The organism is Streptomyces sp. NPDC054047 (genome assembly GCF_055585065.1).
This window is the reverse complement of record NZ_JBVJKV010000011.1, coordinates 324,222-347,739: the sequence shown is the minus strand read 5'-3', so window position 1 is coordinate 347,739 and position 23,518 is coordinate 324,222. Positions and strand designations below refer to the sequence as shown.

Here is a 23,518-nt window from a genome sequence, read left to right as displayed (position 1 = left end):
GGCGCGGCATGGCGCAGCAGGGAAATGATTGGCAGCGTGACGTGCTACGGGAGTTGGGGGCCGCTTCCGCGGAGTCGACTGCTGTGCTGCATCTGGCGGCCTCGGAGTCCGCTCCGGAGCAGCCGCGGAGCGCGACCCCAGCACCCCGTCCGTCGGCATCCACCCAACCCGCGCCGCGCGATCCTCGCCTTCCCCTGCCCACCCCGGAGTCCGTCCCCACCGTCGATCCGCGCCTGGCCCGCGCCCTGGGCGGCCCGCAGCACGGAGACTCCGCCGCGCGGCGCACCGGGCGCTCGCTACGTAAGCTCACTGCCTCGGCCGGGCAGGAGGTGGCCGAGCAGACACGTCTCGCTCGCGAGGTGCAGCAGCCGGTCACCACCGGGCGGGTCATCGCCGTGACCTCCATCCGCGGCGGCGTAGGCAAGTCCACCGTCTCCGCCCTGCTGGCACGCACGTTCAATCACTACCGGCACGATCCGGTGCTCGCCCTGGAGGCCGATGCCGCGCTCGGCACCCTGCCGGTGCGGCTCGGAGCGGAGTCCGTGCGCTGGGCGTGCGCGGATCTGGCCCAGATCCTCAGCCCAGCCATGCAGCTCACCGATGTCACCGGTTACCTGGTGCCGGTCACGGACGGCGGCTGGTTGCTGCCCGCAAGCCAGGGACGTGTCGGAGCCCCGCTCGACGTGCCCACCTACCGCACCGTCACCCTCGCGCTGCGCCGCTACTTCGCCGTGTCGGTGGTCGACTGCGAGACGCTGCCCGGCGAAGTGGCGCGGACCGCGATGGACACCGCCCACGCCCGCGTCGTGGTCGCCCCGATGACCGCCGAAGGCGTCAACGGCACCCGCCTGGTCCTGGACTGGCTGGCCCAACTGCCGCACTCGGCGCTTGCCACAACCGTCGTAGCCCTGTCCGCGAACTCCCCTGATACAACGCTCGACTTGAAGACGGCCGCCGCGCACCTGCGCGAGACGGGAGCTGCCGTGGTGCCGCTCCCCTACGACCGTCATCTGGCCCAAGGAGGCCCCATCCACACCGGCATGCTCGGCCAGAGCTCCCGCGAGGCCGCCGTCCAGCTGGCCGCCGAGGCGATGGGGCGGGCGGTGCGGGTGCGATGACCCAACACCTCATACACCGCCCGGCCCGCTCCACCCGGCCTCTCGGCGCTGCTCCGGAACGCACCATCGAGCCGCCCCCGAACCTGCCCGAGGGCAAGATGGGCAACGCGGCCACCGCGCTGCTTCCGATGGCCGGCGTCATGGGCTCGGTTGTCATGATGACCGTCATCCGCAACAGCCAGTTCGCCGCCATCGGCGCGATCGTCCTCGTCTTCGCCCTCCTGGGTGCGGTGGCCCTGTTCCTGTCCCAGCGCGGCAAGGCACAGCGCACCCGGCGTACCCAGCGCGAGCGGTATCTGGAGTACGTGGAGGAGCAGCGCGACGAACTCGGAGCGGTCGAGCGGGAGCTGCGGCGGCAGGCGCGGGTGCTCAACCCGCCGCCGGCGGCGTTGTACGACCTCGTGCGCGACCCGGCCAGGTTGTGGGAGCGGCGCCGTCTGGACGCGGACTTCCTGCGGGTGCGGCTCGGCACCGGCGACGTACCCGTACAGGCCCTGACGATCGGCCAGAACCAGGGAAGCGGCGTGCTGACCCCGCCCGACCCGTTCATGCTGAACGAAGCGCGTGCGCTGCAGCACCGGTTCACCACCGCGACCGACTTCCCGCTGATGGCACCGCTCGACCGGGCGGGCAACGTCAGCATCATCGGTGACCGGGACGGCGTACTGCGCGTCGCCCGTGCCCTGCTGATCCAGACCGCGGTGACGCACGCACCCGACGACGTCGCCATCGCTCTCGGCGTGCCCGGTGGGCGCCTGGAGGAGTGGGAGTGGGCGAAGTGGCTGCCCCATGTCCTCGATGAGCAGCAGGACGACGGCCCGGTCGCCGTCCGGCGCATCGCGCCGAGCCTCGATCAGGTCGCCCGGCAGTGCGCCACGGATCTGCGCCGCCGCTCCTCCTACGCCGCGGAAGTTCGCCGCGGCCTGTCCGACCGCAACGCGCTGCGGATGAACGACCGGCTCCTGGTCGTCAGCGACTGCCACGGAGCCACGGCCACCGAACTGCCGCGGCCCGACTCGGCCGTCGACCTCACGGGGATGGGCGTGACCGTGCTGCACCTGCTCGAGCAGCAGGTGCACGAACCGGACCAGGTCAGCGTGCGGATCACCGTCGACGGCGACCAGGTGAGCGTCGAAGACCTGCGTGCCCCCGACGCACTGCCCGGTCAGGGCACCGCGGATGCGATGAGCATCGCGGGCGCCGAAGGCCTTGCCCGCATGCTCGCCCCCTTGCGTCTGTCCGCCGAGTCCGCCGCCGAGGGCACCCCCATCTCCGGCCCGGTCGACTTCCCCACCCTGCTGGGCATCGACGACCCGGCCGCACTCGACCTCGACAGGTTGTGGGCGCCACGCGGCGAACGCGACTTCCTGCGCGTGCCCATCGGCCTCAACGACCGCCACGAACCTGTTCTGTTGGACCTCAAGGAGTCCTCCGAACTGGGCATGGGCCCGCACGGCCTGTGCGTCGGCGCGACCGGCTCGGGCAAGAGCGAACTCCTGCGCACCCTGGTCCTGGCCCTGGCCGCCACCCACTCCCCCGAAGACCTCGCGCTGGTCCTGGTCGACTACAAGGGCGGCGCCACCTTCGCCCCCTTCACCCAGCTCCCGCACGTCGCAGGCGTGATCACCAACCTGGAGAACCAGGCCGGGCTCGTCGAACGCGTCCACACCAGCCTGGCCGGCGAGGTCAAACGCCGCCAGCAGGTCCTCAAGGACGCAGGCAACGTCGCCGACATCGGCCACTACGCCGCCCTGCGCGCCAACCGGCCCGACCTTGAGGCGCTGCCCCACCTCTTCGTCGTCATCGACGAATTCGGCGAACTGCTTACCGCCAAGCCCGACTTCATCGACCTGTTCCTCTCCATCGGCCGCATCGGCCGCTCCATCGGCGTGCACCTGCTGCTGTCCAGCCAGCGCATCGAATCCGGCAAGCTCAAGGGCCTGGAGACCTACCTCTCCTACCGCCTCGGTCTGCGCACCTTCTCCGCCGACGAGTCACGCACCGTCCTGGACACCACCGACGCCTTCCAGCTGCCGCCGCTGCCGGGCTTCGGCTACCTCAAGGTCGACACATCGACGTACGAACGCTTCAAGGCGGGCTACGTCTCCGGCGCCCACCGCGGCCCCATCCTCCACGACCAGGCCGATGACGAACCCCTCGCCTGGCCCTACCCCGCCTTCAACACCGGCCAGAACCCCGCCACCGGTGCGCCCGAAGAACCCGCCATGCGGGAGCGGGAGACCGGTCCGACCGTCCTGACGGTCATGGTCGATCAGCTGTGCACCGCCGCCCCTCCGGTCCGCCGCATCTGGCTGCCTCCGCTGCCCGACGCGATCTCGCTCGACGCCGCCGCCGGACCCGTCCAGGCCTCGGAGCGCGGCCTGCACCTGGCCACCAGCGCAGGCCCCATGCAGCTACCTCTGGGCGTCCTGGACGACCCGGCCAAGCAGTGGCAAAAGCCCTGGATCCTAGACCTGACCGTGGCCGGCGGGCACGCCGCCGTCATCGGTGGCCCGCAGTCCGGCAAGACCACCCTGCTACGTACCCTCGCACTCTCCCTGGCCCTGACCCACACCCCGCACCAGGCCGCCGTCTACGGCCTCGACCTGGTCGGCGGCGGCCTGACGGCGCTGGCCGGACTGCCGCACGTGGGCGGCATCGCGGGACGCGCCGACCACGAGCGCGCCGCCCGTACCATCGCCGAGGTCCGTGCCCAACTGGCTCTGCGTGAGGAGCTGTTCCGCGAGTACGGGATCGACTCCGTCGACCAGCTGCGCCACCTGCGCGCAAGCGGCAAGCTGACCGAACTCGGCTCCACCGACATCGTGCTGCTCATCGACGGATTCGGTGCCCTGCGCGACGAGTTCGCCGAGCTCGACGACACCGTCGCCGACCTCCTCAAGCGTGGCAGCGGCTACGGCATCCACGTCGTGGCGGGCATGCTGCGCTGGAACGACGTGCGCATCGCCACCCAGTCCATGTTCGGCACCCGCGTCGAACTGCGCCTGAACGACCCCTCCGACTCCAGCGTCGACCGCAAGCTCTCCGAGACGCTGAGCGCCGACGCCCCCGGCCGGATCCTGACCGACGCCAAGCTCTTCGCCCACACCGCCCTGCCCCGCATCGACGGCCAACCGTTCACCGGCGACCTGGGCCCCGCCCTGGAGCGCGCCGGACGTACGTTGCGCGCCAGCTGGCACGGCGAACTCGCCGCCCCTGTGCGGGTGTTGCCCGCAGTCCTGCCCGCCGCCAAGCTGCCCTCGCCGGCCGCCGAACCCTCGCGCATCCCGCTCGGCGTCGACCAGGACGCCCTCGCCCCGGCGCTCCTTGACCTGGTCGGGCAGGATCAGCACCTGCTGGTCCTCGGCGACAACGAATGCGGGAAGACCAACCTGCTCAAGCTGATCACCCAGCAGCTCATCGACCGCCACAGTGACGAGGACCTGGTCTTCGGGGTCTTCGACCCGCGGCGCGGCCTGCGCGGTGTCGTCCCCGAGCCCTACCGTGGCGGCTACGCCCACAACGCCAAGCTCGCCGGCGCCCTGGCCACCGGTATAGCGGGCGAACTGGAAAAGCGCATGCCGGAGACCGCCGACCCGGACGCGATCACCGACGGGCCGGCCTTCACCGGTCCCCGGATCGTCATCCTCGTCGACGACTACGACATCCTCACCACCGCCGGCCAACAGCCCCTGGCGCCCTTCCTGCCCTACATCTCCTCCGCCCAGGACATCGGCCTGCACTTCATCGTCACCCGCCGCGTCGCCGGGGCGTCGCGCGCCCTGTACGAGCCCTTCCTCACCACCCTGCGCGAAACCGGCACCACCGCCCTCCTCATGGCCGGCGACCGCACCGAAGGCCAGCTCTTCCCCGGCCTCTACGCCTCCGCCCAGCCCCCCGGCCGCGGCACTCTCGTCCGCCGAGGCCGCCACCACCAGCTCATCCAGACCGCCCTGGCCACCGAGGCCGACGACACCGCGGAGAAGAAACACCCGTGACCAAGGACGTCATCGCCCTCACCCCCAAGATGCCCGACATCAACACCCTGCTCGCCGGACTCTTCGCCGGCGGTCCCGACCTGGGCATCGACTCCCTGGCCGAGGGTGCGGTCGTCCAGCTCTGCGCACCGAACGGCCGCCCGCTGGTCTCCGTCGAAGCACCTCTGCTCATCCAGGTCCCCGGCGAGGCGCAACGCCTGCTCGGGGCCGAAGTCGTTTCCCCCGACGGGCCGTTCTGGTGGACCGAAGCACGCGCCTCCACCGCCGTCGAGGAGGGCGAACGGCTCGCCGGATCCTTCGCCGGACGCCTAGCAGCCGTCCTGGGCGGCACAGTCTGGCCGCCGGACGTAGCCCACACCGATGTCGTCCCGCTCACCCCCGAGACCGCCACCGCCGCAGCGGCGCCCTCAGCGACAGCGCCCGCCGTGGACGTCCTCACGGACAAGGCCGCTGTCGTCATCCAGGACCGCCCCGTCGTCGCGATGACCAACTGGCTCGCCGACGCCCTGCGCACCGCGGCCGACAGTGACCGCGCCCTGCAGATCGTCACCCCGCCCCACACCAGCCTCACCCTCCCCACCCGCAACGCAGTGCAAGGCCAGCCCAACCGCTGGGTCGTCCAGGACCCCGACTGCGGCTACTACGACGGCCTGTCCGGGGTGCAACTCCACTGGCACGAGAACCACTTCACGCCGGTGAAATCCACGGACGGAAACCCGCGGATCGCGGAAGTTTTCAAGCCCGATCCGGGGCCCGAGTCGGTCTCCAACGCTCCGGGCGAGCGCCAACTGCTCCTCTCCCTCCACACCACCCACGCCGCCGACGAAGACCTCCTGCTCGGCGGCGCCTTGGAAGCGGCCTGGCAGACTCTCACCGGCACCCCACCGGCCGGCTGGTCCACCGCCGAACCCATCGCCCTGCCCTGGTCCCGACGCCAGCTGACCGAACTGGCCCGCACCCGTGCCCAGAAGAACACCCCCACCTGGCTGACCGCCATCGGCTCCACGGACCACCCGGCCATCGCCACCACTCACATCACCCACACCTCGGCAGGCATCGAGGAACACATCACGCTCACCCTCGGCTACGCCCCCGCCGAAGCCCCGCCCCTGGACGCCATCGCCCCGCTGGCCAAGATCCTCGCCACGGACCACGGCCTAGCCTCCATGCTCACGTCGCTCCGTACCGCCCGCCGAGACCTCACCGTCCCACCCCGCTTCGAAGCCCCGCCCATACCTCTCTCCTTCACCCTGGGTGCAGACGCCGTGAACGTCATCGGCCTCCCCCACGCCCAACACCCGCCCCGGGGCCTCCGCGCCGACCGCCTCGGCCCCGCAGCACGGCCCGCACTCCACTACGTCCTGGGCGACGGCACCGACCCGAACTCCTGGACGATCCTCCAGCAGCTCGCCGAGCACCTCAGGCCCGCATAGCCGCGACACAGAGATGAGGCCACGTCCTTCGGACGTGGCCTCATCTCAGCTGCGCAAGCGCTAGACGTTGAAGCGGAACTCCACCACGTCCCCGTCCTGCATCACGTACTCCTTGCCCTCCATGCGCGCCTTGCCCTTCGCGCGGGCCTCGGCGACCGAGCCCGTCTCGACCAGGTCCTCGAAGGAGATGACCTCGGCCTTGATGAAGCCCTTCTGGAAGTCCGTGTGGATCACGCCGGCCGCCTCGGGGGCCGTCGCGCCCGCCGGGATCGTCCAGGCGCGGGATTCCTTGGGGCCTGCCGTGAGGTAGGTCTGGAGGCCGAGGGTGCGGAAGCCGACGTGGGCCAGGGTGGCCAGGCCGGGCTCTTCCTGGCCCACCGACTGGAGGAGTTCGAGGGCCTCGTCCTCCTCCAGCTCCACGAGCTCCGACTCCAGCTTGGCGTTGAGGAAGATCGCCTCCGCGGGGGCGACCAGGGCGCTCTGCTCGGCCTTGAACGCGTCGTCCGTCAGCTCGTCCTCGTCCACGTTGAAGACGTAGAGGAAGGGCTTCGTCGTGAGGAGGTGGAGGTCGTGGAGGAGTTCTTCCCTGCCCGAGCCCTGGACGATGCCCGCCGAGAAGAGCGTGTCGCCCTTCTCGAGGATCGCCTGGGCCTCCTCCACCGCCTTCACCTTCGGAGCGATGTCCTTCTTGATCCGCGATTCCTTCTGGAGGCGCGGGAGGACCTTCTCGATGGTCTGGAGGTCCGCGAGGATCAGCTCGGTGTTGATCGTCTCGATGTCGTCCTTGGGCGAGACCTTGCCGTCCACGTGCACGACGTTCTCGTCCTTGAAGGCGCGGATGACCTGGCAGATCGCGTCCGACTCGCGGATGTTCGCGAGGAACTTGTTGCCCAGGCCCTCGCCCTCGCTCGCGCCGCGCACGATGCCCGCGATGTCGACGAAGTCGACCGTCGCCGGGAGGATCTTCTGGGAGCTGAAGATTTCCGCCAACTTCGTGAGGCGGGGGTCCGGGACGCCGACCACGCCAACATTCGGCTCGATCGTCGCGAACGGGTAGTTGGCCGCAAGGACGTCGTTCTTGGTCAGGGCGTTGAACAGGGTCGACTTGCCGACATTGGGCAGACCGACGATTCCGATCGTGAGCGACACGTTGCGACTTCCCGTACGTGAGTCTGTGGGTGGACGGCCCGGGGGGCCGGAGCGACCGTAGGGCGATCCCCCAGTCTACGGCGTGCGGGCCCCGCCCTCGTCGGCGTACCGCTCTCCTGTCGAACGCTTGGCCAAGGTCGGCCAAAGGGCGTGTCCCAGGCAGGATTATCGGTACGGCGCGACCTAGGTTGGTCCGGTGGAGCAACACAGGACGCGTCCCCCTCAGCCCCAGGCCCGGCCGCGACGCACCGCGCCCCTGCCCCCGCAGGGCAGGCCCGCCGATTCGGCGACGGTCTACCGCGCCCCGTCCCGTCCCCGCCGCCCCGTCCCGCCCTTCGTACGCAACCTGCGGGCACTGCCGATCTACCGCAGACTGCGCGCGATGCCGAACCCGCGGCTCACGGGGCTCGGCAGCGGGCTCTTCTGCACCGCGGCGATGTTCCTGCTCGCCTGTCTGCTGTGGCTGCTCTTCGGCAGCTCGGTCGTCGCGTACGGCGTGCTCTTCCTGCCCGTGAGCGTGCTGACCGCGTTCTGGGTGCGGCCCGCCGACCTGGTGACCGCGCCGGTGGCCGCGCCCATCGCCTTCGCCGTCGGGCTCGTGCCCATCTCCGGGGGCACCGGCGGCTTCGGCGGGCACTTCATGGGGCTGATCACTTCGCTCGCGCTGCACGCGGGCTGGCTGTACGCCGGGACGCTGGCCGCCGGGCTGATCGTGACCGTGCGCAGGATCAAGCTCATGGGGCAGCGGCGGCGGGCGCGGGCTGCCGCCCCGCCCTCCTCCGCCGCCGGGCCTCGCGGGCCCAAGCGGCGGATGCCCACCGCCTAGGAGCGGTCAGGCGGCCCCGGGGTGCTAGTCCTTCTCCGCCGCCGCCATCGCCGCGCCCACGATCCCCGCGTTGTTCTGGAGCTCCGCGGGGACCAGCTCCGCCTTGATGCCCTTGATCAGCGGCAGGAACTTGTGCGACTTGCGGCTCACTCCGCCGCCGATGATGACGAGCTCGGGCGAGAACAGCATCTCCACGTGCGCCAGATACTTCTGGACGCGGTGCGCCCAGTGCTCCCAGGTGAGGTCCTCGTCCTCCTTGGCCTTGGACGACGCACGCTTCTCCGCGTCGTGCCCGTGCAGCTCCAGGTGGCCGAGCTCGGTGTTCGGGACGAGGCGGCCGCCGGTGAACAGGGCGCTGCCGATGCCGGTGCCGAGGGTGAGCAGGATGACCGTGCCCTTGCGGCCGCGGCCCGCCCCGAAGTGCATCTCGGCGACGCCGGCCGCGTCCGCGTCGTTCAGGACGGTGACGGGGACGCCGCCGAGCCGGTCCGAGACCAGCTTCTGGATGTCCGTGCCGATCCAGCTCTTGTCCACGTTGGCCGCCGTGCGCGCCGTGCCGCCGGTGATCACGCCGGGGAACGTGGCGCCGACGGGGCCCGTCCAGCCGAAGTGCTCGACGACCTCGCGCACCTTGTCGGCCACGCCGTCGGGCGTGGCCGGCTGCGGGGTCAGTACCTTGTGCCGTTCTTGTGCCAGGTCTCCGCGGTCCAGGTCAACGGGTGCGCCCTTGATCCCTGATCCGCCGATGTCCACACCGAAGATCTGCATGAGACCGACGATACGGCCAGCACCTGGCCTCCGCGTTACTTCTTCGACAGCTCCGCGGCCTCGGCGCGCAGGTCGCGGCGGAGCTCCTTGGGCAGCGAGAAGGTGATCGACTCGTCGGCCGTCTTCACCGTCTCCACGTCTGCGTAGCCCCGCTCGGCGAGCCACTCGATGACGCCGTCCACCAGGATGTCCGGCACGGAGGCGCCCGAGGTGAGGCCGACCGTGCTCACGCCCTCCAGCCAGGCCTCGTCGATCTCATCTGCGCCGTCGACCAGGTGCGACGCGGGGGCGCCCGCGTCCAGGGCGACCTCGACCATGCGGATCGAGTTCGAGGAGTTCTTGGAGCCGACGACGATGACGAGCTCGGCATCCTCCGCCAGCTTCTTCACCGCGATCTGGCGGTTCTGCGTCGCGTAGCAGATGTCGTCGCTGGGCGGGGAGATCAGGCCCGGGAACTTGGTCTTGAGGGCGTCGACCGTTTCCATGGTCTCGTCGACCGAGAGCGTGGTCTGGGAGAGCCAGACGACCTTGTCCGGGTCGCGGACCTCGACGTTCGCGACGTCATCGGGGCCGTCGACGAGCGTGATGTGGTCGGGCGCCTCACCGGACGTGCCGATGACCTCCTCGTGGCCCTCGTGGCCGATCAGGAGGATGTCGAAGTCGTCCTTGGCGAACCGGACGGCTTCCTTGTGGACCTTGGTGACCAGGGGGCACGTCGCGTCGATCGTCGCCAGTTTCCGCTCGGCGGCCTCGGCGTGGACCGTCGGGGCCACTCCGTGCGCGGAGAACATGACGATGGAGCCCTCGGGGACCTCTGCCGTCTGGTCGACGAAGATGGCGCCCTTCTTCTCCAGGGTCTGCACCACGTACTTGTTGTGGACGATCTCGTGGCGGACATAGATCGGGGCCCCGTACTGCTCAAGGGCCTTCTCGACGGCGATCACGGCACGGTCCACACCCGCGCAGTAGCCGCGGGGGGCGGCGAGCAGGACTCGGCGGGCAGGAGTCGAAGCAGTCATGCCCCCCATCGTAAGGCCGAGCCCAGCGCGTCAAAGATCGGCTTCTTGGGGAGACTGGAGGCCTGCGTTCACTTACGGAGGCTCGATGTCCGGTTACTCCGGCAACTCAGACACGACGTCCGGTGCCCATACCGGCACCGCTGCCGAGGGCGACGGGCTGCGGCGAAGTCTCGGCTTCCGTGATCTTGTCGTCTACGGGTTGCTCTTCATCGCCCCGATGGCACCGGTCGGCGTCTTCGGGACGCTGGACGCGAAGTCGCACGGCGCCGTGGCCCTCGTCTACATCATCGCCACCGTCGCGATGGCGTTCACCGCCTTCAGCTACGCCCAGATGGTGAAGGTGGTCCCCCAGGCGGGCTCGGTCTTCGCCTACGCGCGCGTGGGGCTCGGCAACGGCCCCGGGTTCATCGCCGGGTGGATGGCGATGCTCGACTACCTCCTCATCCCCGCCGTCGCCTACCTCTTCTCCGGGATCGCGATGGAGGCCCTGGTGCCCTCCGTCTCCCGATGGGTGTGGACGGCGATCGCGGTCCTGGTGACGACCGCGCTGAACCTGTGGGGCGTACGGACGGCGGCGCGGGTCGGGTTCCTGGTGCTCGCCATGGAGATCGTGGTCCTCCTCGTCTTCATGGTGTCGGCGATCGTCGTCCTGGTGCAGGACGGTGCGCAGCGGGACTGGCTGTCGCCGCTGAGCGGGGACGGTACGCAGGGGGCGTTCGCGCTGGGTGCCGTCGTGGGGGCGGTGTCGGTGGCGGTGCTCTCGTATCTGGGCTTCGACGCGATCGCCTCGTTCGCGGAGGAGGTGACGGGGGGCTCGGCGAAGGTGGCGCGGGCGGTGCTCTTCTGTCTGGCGCTGGCCGGTGTGCTGTTCATCGCCCAGACGTATCTGGTCGCGCTTCTTGAACCGGTGTCGTCGGCGCAGCTGGCCGCCGAGCCGGCCAAGCAGGGGTCCGCTTTCTACGATGCGGTCGACTCGGCGGTCGGGGACTGGCTCCATGACCTGGTGGCCGTCAGCAAGGCGATCGGTGCGGCGTTCGCCGCGCTGGCGGGGCAGGCCGCTGCGGGGCGGCTCCTTTTCGCCATGGGGCGTGACCGGCGGCTGCCGGGGGCCCTGTCGAAGACCGACTCCGGTACGCCTCGGCTGGCGCTGCTGTGTGCGGCCGTCGTGACGATGGTGGCGGCGGTGTGGGCGGCTCGGCGGGACGACGGGATGGATCACCTGGTTTCGGTGGTGAATGTCGGGGCCCTGACGGCGTTCGTTCTGCTCCACGCGAGCGTGGTGGGGTGGTTCGTGGTTCAGCGGCGAGAGGGTGCGGTCAGTTGGTGGCGGCATCTGGTGGTGCCCGTGCTGGGGGCTGCGATCACTGTTGCCGTGATTGTCGAGGCCGCGGGGTCCGCGCAGGTGGTGGGTGCGGTCTGGTTGGCCGTGGGGCTGGTTGTGCTCTTTGCCCAGCGGGCTCGTCGGGGGGCCTCCTAGGCCGCCGCTTCGCGGCGGATGTCTCCCGCCCGCCCACCCGAAACTCCGCGTCCGATCCTGAACGTAGGAGCGGGGTGGGGGCGGGCGGGCGGGGGCGGAGGGGTGCGGGAGCAGGGAGCGCAGGCGCGGGAAGCAAGCCCGGAGCGCGGGAGCAGAGCGGGGTGGGCGGCTCCCGCGCCCTGAAGCGGGAGCGCGGCCGAGGCGGGATGGGCAACACCCGCGCCCCGAAACGGAAACCCGGCCGAGGCGGGAAGGACAACACCCGCACCCCGAAACGGAAACCCGATCGAGGCGGGAAGGACAACACCCACACCCCGAAACGGAAACCCGGCCGAGGCGGGAAGGACAACACCCACACCCCGAAACGGAAACTCGGCCGTGATGCGGTGGGCGACCCCACCGCCCCGAAACGGGAAACCCCGTCCTGTCGGACCCTGCCGATACGCTCGGGGTATGGCTTTGAACACGTCCGCTGATGCCCCGCTGCCCGTCGGCGAGGTGTCGCGGCTCATCGGTGGGTGGATCGACCGGCTCGGTGCCGTGTGGGTCGAGGGGCAGATCACCCAGCTGTCCCGCAGGCCCGGCGCCGGCGTGGTCTTCATGACGCTGCGCGACCCCTCGCACGACATCTCCGTCAGCGTCACCTGCTACCGCCAGGTGTTCGACGCCGTCGCGGACGTCGTCTCCGAGGGCGCCCGAGTCGTCGTCCACGCCAAGCCCGAGTGGTACGCGCCGCGGGGCCAGCTGTCCCTGCGGGCCGTCGAGATAAGGCCCGTCGGCGTGGGAGAACTGCTCGCGCGCATCGAGCAGTTGAAGAAGAGCCTCGCCGGGGAGGGGCTCTTCGCGGCCGACCGGAAGAAGGCGCTGCCCTTCCTGCCGCAGCTCATCGGGCTCGTCACCGGCCGCGCGTCCGCCGCCGAGCGGGACGTCCTGGAGAACGCCCGGCACCGCTGGCCCGCCGTCCGCTTCGAGGTGCGCAACGTCCCCGTCCAGGGCGTGCACGCCGTGCCGCAGGTCGTACAGGCCGTGAAGGAGCTCGACGCGCTCGACGCCGTGGACGTGATCATCGTGGCGCGCGGCGGCGGCAGCGTGGAGGACCTGCTGCCGTTCTCGGACGAGCAGCTCGTGCGCGCCGTCGCCTCCTGCCGTACGCCGGTGGTCTCCGCGATCGGGCACGAGCCGGACAACCCCCTCCTCGACTACGTGGCGGACCTGCGCGCCTCCACCCCCACCGACGCCGCCAAGAAGGTCGTGCCGGACGTCGGCGAGGAGTACGAGCGCGTGCGCTGGCTGCGCGACCGGGCCCGGCGCTGCATGGACGCCTTCCTCGACCGCGAGGACCGCGGCCTCGCGCACGCCCTGGGCCGTCCCTCCATGGAGAATCCGCACCGCATGATCGAGGAGCGCGAGGAGCAGGTCTCGGCGCTCGTCGACCGCAGCCGCCGCACGCTCGGGCACCTCCTGGACCGCGCCGAGTCGGAGCTCACGCACACCCACGCGCGCGTGGTGGGCCTCTCCCCCGCCGCGACGCTCCAGCGGGGGTACGCGGTGCTGCAGAAGGAGGACGGCGCCGTGGTGCGGGCCCCCGACGAGGTCACCGCGGGCGAGCAGCTGCGGGCCCGGGTCGCCGAGGGCGAGTTCACTGTACGAACCGACATTTAGGGTGGGGCACATGACCAGCAAGACGGACGAGGCCACGGGCCCGGCGGACGCACTCGGCTACGAGCAGGCACGGGACGAGCTCATCGAGGTCGTACGCCGCCTGGAGACGGGCGGCACCACGCTCGAGGAGTCGCTCGCCCTGTGGGAGCGCGGCGAGGAGCTGGCCAAGGTGTGCCGCCGCTGGCTGGACGGCGCCCGCGCCCGCCTGGACGCGGCCCTGGCGGGGCCCGACGGGGACGGCGATGCGGCGGCGGGCGACGACGACGCCTGAGGCGGGGCGGACGGGGGCCCGCGGCCTGGGCCCATCCCTGATCGGGTGAAGGTGCCCCTGACCTGGTGCGTTGTGAAGCGGATCACCAAGCGGCCGATTTGGTTGAAACTTAAACCGCAACGCCGTACGGTCGGACTCGCAAGCTGAACCATGTACGCACCACGCACGCACCGAGAAGGTTGATCCATGTCTCTCGTCCTTGACCCCGCCGCACAGGACCTGCTCTTCCGCGAGGCCCGCACCGCGAACTCCTTCACCGATGAGCCGGTCACCGACGAGCAGGTGCAGGCGATCTACGACCTGGTCAAGTTCGGCCCGACCGCCTTCAACCTGTCGTCGCTGCGCATCACGCTGGTCCGCTCCCCCGAGGCCCGCGAGCGCCTGGTCCAGCACATGGCCGAGGGCAACCAGCCGAAGACCTCGTCCGCCCCGCTCGTCGCGATCCTCTCCGCGGACAACGAGTTCCACCAGGAGCTGCCGGCGCTGTTCCCGCACTTCCCGCAGGCCAAGGACGTGTTCTTCTCGGAGCGCCCGGCCCGCGAAGGTGCCGCGCACCTCAACGCCGCGCTGCAGGCCGCCTACTTCATCATCGGCGTGCGCGCCGCCGGCCTGGCCGCGGGCCCGATGACCGGCTTCGACGCCGCCGCCGTCCAGAAGGAGTTCCTGGACGGCGACCACACCCCGCTGATGGTCGTCAACATCGGCAAGCCGGCCGAGAACGCCTGGTTCCCGCGCTCCCCGCGCCTTGAGTTCGACCAGGTCATCGAGACCGTCTGAGGCTGAGCCACACAGCCTGAGCCAAGCGGCACGAGCCAAGCGGCACGAGCCAAGCGGCACGAGCCAAGCAGTACAAGCACGAGTGAGGGCCCCGGCGGCAGCGCCGGGGCCCTCACTCGTTCGTCACCAGGTGACTCGTTTCGTCACCAGGAGCGTCAGGACGCCTTCAGCGCCTGCGCCATCTCCGTCAGCTGCCCGAACGACGCCGTCCCCGCGACCACCGTCGTCGCGCCCTTGTCCTCGCGCACCAGGGCGTCGTACGTCTGCCCCTCGTAGCGGTGCCACGTCTGGCCGCCGATCTTCTCGGTCGCCTTCGTGCGCACGGCCCGCTGCGTGGCCTCCTCGATGAACTTCACCGGCTTCGCCGTGGACTGCTTCACCGCGACGTACTCACCCGACGGGTCGAGGTAGCCCAGGTGCCAGCTGTCGCCCTTGGAGGCGTCGAACCGCACCGACGTCGGCTTCCACGTCTTGGCCAGGCCCTCGGGGGCCACCACCGGATATGCCGCCGCCCGCCGCGCGGTCAGCAGCTCCACCCGGTAGTCGACGCGCTTGACGGGGCTCTTGGAGTCGTCGTGCGGGATGAAGATGTAGATCGAGCCGGCGACGAGGGCGATCACCGCCATCGACCACAGCATGTTCCGTACGGTCTGCTTGCCTTGTCTGCCTGCCACGTGCCCATGTTCTCAGGCCCCGGACGAGGCTCTTCCCCCGGTGCACCCAAAGCGCCCGATCCGCTCATGCGTGGGGCCCTCTGCTCATTTTGTCGACCTACGGATAGAGTCGTGCCACACCCTCATCCGGCCGTCGTCGTATCAGCAGAAAGGTGCGCTCCGATGACCGAGCATCATCTCCCCTCCGAGCTCGAAGTCTCTCCCGAGGCTCCCGACCGCAACCTCGCCCTGGAGCTCGTCCGGGTCACCGAGGCCGCCGCCATGGCCGCGGGCCGCTGGGTCGGCCGCGGCGACAAGATCGGCGCCGACGGCGCCGCCGTCAGGGCCATGCGGACCCTCGTCTCCACCGTCTCGATGAACGGCGTCGTCGTCATCGGGGAGGGCGAGAAGGACGAGGCCCCGATGCTCTTCAACGGCGAGCGCATCGGTGACAGCACCGGCGCCGAGGTCGACATCGCCGTCGACCCGATCGACGGCACGACCCTCTGCGCGAAGGGGATGCCGAACGCCATCGCCGTGCTGGCCGCCGCCGACCGCGGCGCCATGTTCGACCCTTCCGCGGTCTTCTACATGGACAAGCTGGTCACGGGCCCGGAGGCCGCGGACTACGTCGACATCAACGCCCCCGCCTCCGTGAACATCCGCCGCGTGGCCAAGGCCAAGGGCCGTTCGCCCGAGGACGTCACGGTCATGATCCTCGACCGCCCCCGCCACCAGGGCATCGTCAAGGAGATCCGCGAGACCGGCGCGCGCATCAAGTTCATCTCGGACGGCGACGTCGCCGGTTCGATCATGGCCGTGCGCGAGGGCACCGGCGTCGACATGCTCATGGGCATCGGCGGCACCCCGGAAGGCATCATCTCGGCCTGCGCGATCAAGTGCCTGGGCGGCGTGATCCAGGGCAAGCTGTGGCCGAAGGACGACGCGGAGCGCCAGCGCGCGCTGGACGCGGGCCACGACCTGGACCGCACCCTGTCGACGACCGACCTGGTCCGCGGGGACAACGTCTTCTTCGTCGCGACCGGCATCACGGACGGCGAGCTGCTCCAGGGCGTGCGGTACGCCGCGGAGACGGCCTCGACCTCGTCCCTGGTGATGCGCTCCAAGTCGGGCACGATCCGCAAGATCGACTCGGACCACCGGCTCGCGAAGCTGCGCGCGTACAGCGCCATCGACTTCGACCGCGCCAAGTAGCGTCAGGCAGAGCCAAGTAGGCTTTACAGGGCGCGAGTTGCGCACACCGGAGGGGGCGCCCCGTGCGGGGGACGCCCCCTTCGGCGTACGGAAGAGCCGTCCGGTCTAGCCGGCGGCGGCGATCGGGCCCGCGGTCGTGTGCACGGCCTTCTTGAGCTCCACCTCGCGCCGGCGCCGCCTGGCGAGCACCACGCGGCGCTCCGCGGCCGTGAGGCCGCCCCAGACGCCGTACGGCTCGGGCTGGAGCAGGGCGTGTTCCCTGCACTCGACCATCACGGGACAGCGGCCGCAGACGCGCTTGGCGGCCTCCTCCCGGGACAGGCGTGAGGCGGTCGGCTCCTTGGACGGGGCGAAGAACAGCCCGGCCTCGTCTCGTCGGCACACCGCCTCGGTGTGCCATGGGGCGTCTTGATGATCGCGCACTGGCACCCGCTGGGCCGGAACAGCGGCGACCTGCAGGGACTGATGCGACGGCTGCAGCACGGGTCTACTCCTGACGACGGCTTCGCGAGCGAGAGACGATGCAGCAAGCTCTACCCGCTGTGCATGCTCCTATGCACTGAGTTCCGATGTACGGAAGTTCGCGCCGCCAGTGGCCGGATCCGCGCCCCCGTGGCCGATCAGTGGCCGAGGTGCTTGCGCAGCTGCTTGTGCAGGTCCCGGACGAGCTTGCCCCGCTTGGGCTTCGCCTCGATGTTGCCCAGGACCGCGTACCCGTCGACGAAGACGACCGGGGCGTCCTGCTCGACCGAATCGAGCGTGTCCACCTCGAAGTTGCCGAGGACGCCGGCGCCGCTGCCGCGCAGCGAGACGTTCTCCGGGACGCGGATCTCCACGTTCCCGAAGATGGCGACCGCCTTGATGACGACCTGCCGCTGCTCGAAGATCGCCTCGCTGAGGTCGATCTCCACGTTGCCGAAGATCGCGTACGCGTGCGTGCGGCGGCCCACGCGCCAGCGGCCCTTGCGGACGGAGCTGCTGAAGACCGCGACCAGGTTCTCGTCGGCGACCGGGGGCACCACGCCGTCCGATGGGCGGGAGGGCGCGGGCTCGGGCGTCCCCGCCGGATACGCCGCGCCGCCCGCCGCGGGCAAGTCGCTGACCAGCGGCTCCAGTTCACCCATGGTCTTGGCGCGATAGACCCCGTCGATCCGCTCGCCGTGCTCCTCGGCGGTCAGCCTGCCCTCGGCGAGGGCCTCGCGGAGGATGTCCGCCGTGCGATCCCGGTCGGCGTCCGACGCGCGCAGCGCTGCGGGCTGCGGTTCCGGGTGGGTCTGCTGAGGGCGCTTCTCTAGGTCCACACCACTCAGCGTACCCAGACGCGATAGATCGCGACTACCCCTCAAACCGCCTTACTGGGCCTGAAGCCGCCTTACTGAGCCTTACCTCACAGGCTCGGCCCATCGCGCGCGCTCTACGCTGGTTGGCGCGTCGCCAATGGAGGCCGCGCCGCTGTCTGCCGAGTGAGGAATGGCCGTAATGCCAGAGTTCGAGTACTCCGATCTGCTCCCCCTGGGAGAGGACACCACGCCGTACCGGCTGGTGACCTCCGAGGGCGTCTCCACTTTCGAGGCCGACGGGCGGACGTTCCTCAAGGTCGATCCCGAGGCGCTGCGCACGCTCGCCGCCGAGGCGATCCACGACATCCAGCACTACCTGCGGCCCGCGCACCTGGCCCAGCTGCGGCGCATCGTCGACGACCCGGAGGCGTCGGGCAACGACAAGTTCGTGGCGCTCGACCTGCTGAAGAACGCGAACATCGCGGCGGCGGGCGTGCTCCCCATGTGCCAGGACACCGGCACGGCCATCGTGATGGGCAAGCGCGGTCAGAACGTCCTCACCGAAGGTGAGGACGAGAAGGCGCTCTCGCACGGCATCTACGACGCGTACACGAAGCTGAACCTGCGCTACTCGCAGATGGCCCCGCTGAACATGTGGGAGGAGAAGAACACCGGCTCCAACCTCCCGGCCCAGATCGAGCTGTACGCGACCGACGGCGGCGCCTACAAGTTCCTCTTCATGGCCAAGGGCGGCGGCTCGGCCAACAAGTCGTTCCTCTACCAGGAGACGAAGGCCGTCCTGAACGAGGCCTCCATGATGAAGTTCCTGGAGGAGAAGATCCGCTCGCTGGGTACGGCCGCCTGCCCGCCGTACCACCTGGCGATCGTCGTCGGCGGCACCAGCGCCGAGTTCGCCCTGAAGACCGCGAAGTACGCCTCCGCGCACTACCTGGACGAGCTGCCCGCCTCAGGTTCGCCGACCGGCCACGGCTTCCGGGACAAGGAGCTGGAGGAGAAGGTCTTCGAGCTGACGCAGAAGATCGGCATCGGCGCGCAGTTCGGCGGCAAGTACTTCTGCCACGACGTCCGTGTGGTGCGCCTGCCGCGCCACGGCGCCTCGCTGCCCGTCGCGATCGCCGTCTCCTGCTCGGCCGACCGCCAGGCCACCGCGAAGATCACCGCCGATGGCGTCTTCCTGGAGCAGCTGGAGACGGACCCGGCGCGGTTCCTGCCGGACACCACGGACGAGCACCTCGACGACTCCGCGGACGTCGTCAAGATCGACCTGAACCAGCCCATGGACGAGATCCTCGCCGAGCTCACCAAGCACCCGGTGAAGACCCGCCTCTCGCTGACCGGCCCCCTCGTCGTGGCCCGCGACATCGCGCACGCCAAGATCAAGGAGCGGCTCGACGCGGGCGAGGAGATGCCGCAGTACCTGAAGGACCACCCGGTCTACTACGCCGGTCCCGCCAAGACCCCCGAGGGCTACGCCTCCGGCTCCTTCGGCCCGACGACGGCCGGCCGCATGGACTCCTACGTGGAGCAGTTCCAGGCGGCGGGCGGCTCCAAGGTCATGCTCGCCAAGGGCAACCGCTCCAAGCAGGTCACCGACGCCTGCGACGCGCACGGCGGCTTCTACCTGGGCTCGATCGGCGGCCCCGCCGCGCGGCTGGCCCAGGACTGCATCAAGAAGGTCGAGGTCGTCGAGTACGAGGAGCTCGGCATGGAAGCGGTGTGGAAGATCGAGGTCGAGGACTTCCCGGCCTTCGTCGTGGTCGACGACAAGGGCAACGACTTCTTCCAGAACCCGGCTCCGGAGCCGACGTTCACGTCCATCCCGGTCCGCGGACCCGGCCTGGCGTAACGACGCACAGGAAAGAGGGCCCTCTCCGCGCGGGATGCGGAGAGGGCCCTTCTGTGTCCCGGGGGTCAGGTCAGGCGAACCGCTGGTTCGCCGCCCCCGTGCACTTCTGGAGCCGCAGCGGCTCCTTGGCGCCCGCCAGGGTCAGGCAGAGCCCGGTGTCGGCGGTCGGGCGCAGGGTCCCGGCCTCGCGGGCGAACTTCTGGTTGGCGCCGCCGTGGCAGTTCCACAGCGTGACGGCGGTGCCTTCCTTCGCGGCGCCCGGGACGTCCAGGCACCGGTCCTGGGTCAGGCCGGTGTGCACGGACCGCCGGCCGTCGGGGCCGCCGTCGTACCACCAGGTCTGGTTGCGGTTGCCGGTGCAGTCCCAGCCCTGGACCTTGGTGCCGTTGCGGCTCTTCGAGGCGTCCACGTCCACGCACGTACCCGTGCCCTCGTTCTTGAGCGGCTTGTACGCGTCGCCCCAGGCGCCCTGGTAGAGCTTCGGGCTGCCGGTGCTCGCCGGGTCCGCGCAGCCGCCCTCGCTCCAGCCGGAGTCGTAGAGCTGCGTCAGGCAGGAGGCGAAGGCCGCGTGGCCGCGGGCGTTGGGGTGGAAGGACTGGCGGACCGAGTTGGAGTCCGGCGGGAACGGGTTGGAGAGGTCCACGTAGAGACCGCGCGCCCAGGTGTCCTCCATGCAGACCTCATGGCCGTGGAAGAGGCGTGAGTTGTCGAGGTAGGTCGCGCCCGCGGCCCTGACCGCCTTGCGCATGCCGGTCTCGAAGGTGGGGACGGCGTAGTTGCGGCCCCACTCGGTGTCGGAGTCGTAGCCGAGACCGCCGCAGACCAGTTTGCCCGGGAACTGGGGGTTGTCCCGGAAGTCCGGGCCGATCGGGCTCGGGTAGCCCATGACGACCAGCTTGTAGTCGCCGCCCGCGTAACCGGCGTCCTTCATGACGGTCTTCAGGTCGCGGATGGACTGCTCGACCTTGGGCACCAGCGCGTCGACCCGCGCCTGCCAGCCCGCCGTGTACTTGCCCGCGCAGGCGCCCTGGCTGAGCAGGAAGCGCGTGACGCAGTCGGTCATCACCGGCGCGAACTCGAGGTCGTCGTTGGCCCCGATGACGAGCATGATGGCCTTGATCTTGGTGTTGCGCGCCTTGACGGCGAGATTGTCGCTCTGCACCAGCTCGTCGGGGTACTGCTTCTGCCCGCCGATCTTGATGTTGACGGTCTGCGCCCCCGAGCAGGCGACGTTGTACGTCACGTCGGCGGGGATGCCGGTGCGGTGGATCGCGGCGTCCGGGGAGCGGTGGCACCAGTTGTCGGGGCCGTCCGTGCCGGGTTCGTACGTTCCGACGCCCTCCCCCGAGATCTCGCTGTCGCCGAGCGAGATGAGCCCGGTCCTGCGGTCGGCGAGCGGGCGCTCGGCCGGGTCGCCGTAGAGCTTGGTGGCCTCGGCCGCCCGGATCTTCTCGAGCTCGGGCGGCAGGGGCGTGGACGACGCCGCCCTGTTCCCGCCCTCGGCGGCCTGGGCCGGCACGGCGGCTGCCGTGCCGAGCACCGCCGCCATCGCCACGGCCGCCGCGAACGTACATCGCAGCCTGCTCTGGCGGTCGCGTCTGATGCGCTTCATTGCGCCTCCCCGGTTTGGTGTTACCCACGGTTTTTACTGGTGAGTAAGAGCCTTGGGAATACCTAGAACAAGACAAGTGCTCAACTTTTCAGCGAGGTTTGACGGAGAGGTAGGTTCGAGGCATGACCAGCGACGCCAGCGCGAGCGACAGCGGTGAGTACCGGATCGAACACGACTCCATGGGCGAGGTGCGGGTCCCCGCGCACGCCAAGTGGCGGGCGCAGACGCAGCGGGCGGTGGAGAACTTCCCCGTCTCCGGACAGCGCCTGGAGCGCGCGCACATCGCCGCGCTTGCCCGGATCAAGGCGGCCGCGGCGAAGGTGAACGCGGACCTCGGGGTGCTCGACAAGGACGTCGCGGAGGCGATCGCGGACGCCGCGGGCGAGGTGGCCGAGGGCCGCTGGGACGAGCACTTCCCCGTGGACGTCTTCCAGACCGGCTCCGGCACGTCGTCCAACATGAACACGAACGAAGTGATCGCGACGCTCGCGACGGAGCGCCTGGGCAAGGACGTCCACCCGAACGACCACGTGAACGCCTCCCAGTCCTCGAACGACGTCTTCCCGTCCTCGATCCACATCGCGGCCACGGGCGCCGTGACGCAGGACCTGATCCCGGCGCTCGAACACCTGGCGACCGCCCTGGAGCGGAAGTCGGCGGAGTTCGCCGACGTGGTGAAGTCCGGCCGCACGCACCTGATGGACGCGACGCCGGTGACCCTGGGCCAGGAGTTCGGCGGCTACGCGGCGCAGGTGCGCCACGGCGTGGAGCGCCTCACGGCCTCGCTGCCGCGCCTGGCCGAACTGCCGCTGGGCGGCACGGCGGTGGGCACCGGCATCAACACCCCGCCCGGCTTCTCGGCGGCCGTCATCGACGAGGTGGCGCGGTCCACGGGGCTTCCGCTGACCGAGGCCCGCAACCACTTCGAGGCCCAGGGCGCGCGGGACGGGATCGTCGAGACCAGCGGCCAGCTGCGGACGATCGGCGTCGGCCTCACGAAGATCGCCAACGATCTGCGCTGGATGGCGTCCGGCCCGCGGACCGGTCTCGCCGAGATCAACCTGCCCGACCTCCAGCCCGGTTCGTCGATCATGCCGGGAAAGGTGAACCCGGTCATTCCGGAGGCGGTCCTGATGGTCGCCGCGCAAGTCACCGGCAATGACGCGACAGTTGCCGCCGCGGGGGCCGCGGGGAACTTCGAGCTGAACGTGATGCTGCCGGTCATCGGGAAGAACGTCCTGGAGTCCGTGCGGCTCCTCGCCAATGTGTCGCGGCTGCTCGCCGACCGGACGGTGGACGGAATCACCGCGAACGCCGAACGGGCCCGTGAGTACGCCGAGTCGTCGCCCTCCGTCGTCACTCCGCTGAACAAGTACATCGGGTACGAGGAGGCGGCGAAGGTCGCCAAGAAGTCGCTGGCCGAACGGAAGACCATCCGTGAGGTCGTGCTCGAAGGCGGATACGTCGAGCGGGGCGAGCTCTCCTTGACGCAGTTGGACGAGGCGCTGGACGTCCTGCGGATGACGCACCCGTAGGGCTGTTCACCTTGACGCCCGGGCACGTTCCGAAGAGCTTGCCCGGGCGCCGACTAATATCTCTGCATGACAGACCTCACCACGCCGCCAACGACGAGCAGCGAGACAGCACGCTGGGCCCCCGGCTCCCATGTGCTGTGGCGGTACAAGGAGAACGCCGGGAATCGGATCCACATCTGCCGGCCCGTCACGGTCGTGCAGGACACCGAAGAGCTGCTCGCCGTGTGGATGGCCCCCGGGACCGAATGCGTGAAGCCCGTGCTCGCGGACGGGACACCGGTGCACCACGAGCCACTCGCCACCCGCTACACCAAGCCGCGCGCCCTCCTCAAGGACCACTGGTTCGGCACCGGCGTGCTGAAGTTGGCCCGGCCCCGGGAGCCGTGGTCGGTGTGGCTGTTCTGGGACCCGGGATGGCAGTTCAAGAACTGGTACGTGAATCTCGAGGAGCCGCGCGCCCGTTGGGCCGGAGGCATCGATTCCGAGGATCACTTTCTGGACATCTCCGTGCGGCCGGACCGGACGTGGCAGTGGCACGACGAGGACGAATTCGTCCAGGCTCAGCGCGCCGGCCTCATGGAGGCGGGAAAAGCGCGGGAGGTGCGGGCCGCCGGGCATGCCGTCATCGATGTGATCCACGCGTGGGGACTGCCCTTTTCGGACAACTGGCAGCACTGGCGCCCCGATCCGGACTGGACGATTCCGCCCCTTCCGGATGACTGGGACCGCACGCCCACGCATGTGACGTCATGAGACCCTTGATGCGCCCCCATGGTTCAAACGTAGGATCGTCCTCCGCAAGGGCGCACAGCAGCAACTCAGCAGCAACTCCCTGAGCTTGCGCGTTGCCTGACAGGG

19 protein-coding genes are annotated in these 23,518 nt (G+C 70.2%); 12 read left to right on the top strand and 7 right to left on the bottom strand.

Features of this window, described 5'->3' with window-relative positions:
* The first annotated feature begins 8 nt into the window (after positions 1–8).
* From ACZ6ZP_RS33885 to ACZ6ZP_RS33875, 3 genes are read left to right on the top strand one after another with little or no spacing between them, the layout of a single operon-like run.
* Positions 9–1,118: a type VII secretion protein gene (locus ACZ6ZP_RS33885; protein ID WP_468617457.1), complete on the top strand. Its 1,110-nt coding sequence runs from the start codon at positions 9–11 to the stop codon at positions 1,116–1,118.
* Positions 1,115–5,116, top strand: a complete 4,002-nt coding sequence (eccCa, locus tag ACZ6ZP_RS33880) for a type VII secretion protein EccCa (RefSeq protein WP_469409592.1) — start codon at positions 1,115–1,117, stop codon at positions 5,114–5,116. Before ACZ6ZP_RS33885 ends, eccCa begins: the two co-directional genes overlap by 4 nt.
* Positions 5,113–6,549 carry a DUF6177 family protein gene (locus tag ACZ6ZP_RS33875; protein ID WP_469409590.1) on the top strand — a complete coding sequence of 479 codons (1,437 nt, stop codon included), beginning with the start codon at positions 5,113–5,115 and terminating at the stop codon, positions 6,547–6,549. Before eccCa ends, ACZ6ZP_RS33875 begins: the two co-directional genes overlap by 4 nt.
* A gap of 60 nt (positions 6,550–6,609) precedes the next feature.
* Here the strand turns inward: ACZ6ZP_RS33875 and ychF are convergent, their stop codons facing one another.
* Positions 6,610–7,698 (bottom strand): redox-regulated ATPase YchF, encoded by a 1,089-nt coding sequence (gene ychF, locus ACZ6ZP_RS33870; protein ID WP_361464507.1) that lies wholly within the window; start codon positions 7,696–7,698, stop codon positions 6,610–6,612.
* Between the two features lie 196 nt (positions 7,699–7,894).
* Here ychF and ACZ6ZP_RS33865 point away from each other — a divergent pair, with 196 nt between their 5' ends.
* The gene (locus ACZ6ZP_RS33865) at positions 7,895–8,524 is read left to right on the top strand and encodes a DUF6542 domain-containing protein (protein WP_351173153.1); all 630 of its coding nucleotides are present in this window, start codon (positions 7,895–7,897) and stop codon (positions 8,522–8,524) included.
* Positions 8,525–8,548: 24 nt separating this feature from the next.
* Here ACZ6ZP_RS33865 and ppgK read toward each other — a convergent pair whose 3' ends face one another.
* Positions 8,549–9,292 carry a polyphosphate--glucose phosphotransferase gene (ppgK, locus tag ACZ6ZP_RS33860; RefSeq protein ID WP_361464509.1) on the bottom strand — a complete coding sequence of 248 codons (744 nt, stop codon included), beginning with the start codon at positions 9,290–9,292 and terminating at the stop codon, positions 8,549–8,551.
* Positions 9,293–9,327: 35 nt separating this feature from the next.
* Positions 9,328–10,320: a 4-hydroxy-3-methylbut-2-enyl diphosphate reductase gene (locus ACZ6ZP_RS33855; RefSeq protein ID WP_351173147.1), complete on the bottom strand. Its 993-nt coding sequence runs from the start codon at positions 10,318–10,320 to the stop codon at positions 9,328–9,330.
* A gap of 76 nt (positions 10,321–10,396) precedes the next feature.
* Between ACZ6ZP_RS33855 and ACZ6ZP_RS33850 the strand changes: the two genes are divergently transcribed.
* The 4 genes from ACZ6ZP_RS33850 to ACZ6ZP_RS33835 all read left to right on the top strand — a co-directional run bounded on the left by ACZ6ZP_RS33850 (position 10,397) and on the right by ACZ6ZP_RS33835 (position 14,498).
* On the top strand, positions 10,397–11,788 hold the full coding sequence (locus ACZ6ZP_RS33850; protein WP_351173144.1) for an APC family permease: 1,392 nt from the start codon (positions 10,397–10,399) through the stop codon (positions 11,786–11,788).
* Positions 11,789–12,241: 453 nt separating this feature from the next.
* On the top strand, positions 12,242–13,450 hold the full coding sequence (gene xseA / locus ACZ6ZP_RS33845) for an exodeoxyribonuclease VII large subunit (protein WP_351173141.1): 1,209 nt from the start codon (positions 12,242–12,244) through the stop codon (positions 13,448–13,450).
* A 10-nt stretch (positions 13,451–13,460) separates the two neighbouring features.
* Entirely contained in the window at positions 13,461–13,721 is a 261-nt protein-coding gene (locus ACZ6ZP_RS33840) for an exodeoxyribonuclease VII small subunit (RefSeq protein WP_383820564.1), read from the top strand.
* 186 nt (positions 13,722–13,907) lie between these two features.
* Complete coding sequence (locus tag ACZ6ZP_RS33835) at positions 13,908–14,498, top strand: malonic semialdehyde reductase (RefSeq protein ID WP_351173135.1); 591 nt, start codon at positions 13,908–13,910, stop codon at positions 14,496–14,498.
* A gap of 155 nt (positions 14,499–14,653) precedes the next feature.
* Here ACZ6ZP_RS33835 and ACZ6ZP_RS33830 read toward each other — a convergent pair whose 3' ends face one another.
* The gene (locus ACZ6ZP_RS33830; protein WP_366462946.1) at positions 14,654–15,172 is read right to left on the bottom strand and encodes a DUF4245 domain-containing protein; all 519 of its coding nucleotides are present in this window, start codon (positions 15,170–15,172) and stop codon (positions 14,654–14,656) included.
* Positions 15,173–15,334: 162 nt separating this feature from the next.
* Between ACZ6ZP_RS33830 and glpX the strand changes: the two genes are divergently transcribed.
* Positions 15,335–16,366, top strand: coding sequence for a class II fructose-bisphosphatase (gene glpX / locus ACZ6ZP_RS33825; RefSeq protein ID WP_351173129.1), 1,032 nt, complete (start codon positions 15,335–15,337; stop codon positions 16,364–16,366).
* Between the two features lie 105 nt (positions 16,367–16,471).
* Here the strand turns inward: glpX and ACZ6ZP_RS33820 are convergent, their stop codons facing one another.
* Together ACZ6ZP_RS33820 and ACZ6ZP_RS33815 are read right to left on the bottom strand one after the other, a co-directional pair.
* Positions 16,472–16,849: a WhiB family transcriptional regulator gene (locus ACZ6ZP_RS33820; RefSeq protein ID WP_351173126.1), complete on the bottom strand. Its 378-nt coding sequence runs from the start codon at positions 16,847–16,849 to the stop codon at positions 16,472–16,474.
* A 137-nt stretch (positions 16,850–16,986) separates the two neighbouring features.
* Entirely contained in the window at positions 16,987–17,667 is a 681-nt protein-coding gene (locus tag ACZ6ZP_RS33815; protein ID WP_351173123.1) for a DUF1707 SHOCT-like domain-containing protein, read from the bottom strand.
* A gap of 178 nt (positions 17,668–17,845) precedes the next feature.
* On the opposite strand from ACZ6ZP_RS33815, the gene ACZ6ZP_RS33810 reads away from it, so the two are divergent.
* Complete coding sequence (locus ACZ6ZP_RS33810) at positions 17,846–19,513, top strand: fumarate hydratase (protein WP_351173120.1); 1,668 nt, start codon at positions 17,846–17,848, stop codon at positions 19,511–19,513.
* 70 nt (positions 19,514–19,583) lie between these two features.
* Here ACZ6ZP_RS33810 and ACZ6ZP_RS33805 read toward each other — a convergent pair whose 3' ends face one another.
* Positions 19,584–21,125, bottom strand: a complete 1,542-nt coding sequence (locus ACZ6ZP_RS33805; protein ID WP_469409582.1) for a ricin-type beta-trefoil lectin domain protein — start codon at positions 21,123–21,125, stop codon at positions 19,584–19,586.
* 122 nt (positions 21,126–21,247) lie between these two features.
* Between ACZ6ZP_RS33805 and ACZ6ZP_RS33800 the strand changes: the two genes are divergently transcribed.
* Complete coding sequence (locus tag ACZ6ZP_RS33800; protein WP_383820552.1) at positions 21,248–22,660, top strand: class II fumarate hydratase; 1,413 nt, start codon at positions 21,248–21,250, stop codon at positions 22,658–22,660.
* A 66-nt stretch (positions 22,661–22,726) separates the two neighbouring features.
* Positions 22,727–23,413, top strand: coding sequence for a cytidylyl-2-hydroxypropylphosphonate hydrolase (gene fomD / locus ACZ6ZP_RS33795; RefSeq protein ID WP_351173111.1), 687 nt, complete (start codon positions 22,727–22,729; stop codon positions 23,411–23,413).
* Positions 23,414–23,518: the final 105 nt, after the last annotated feature.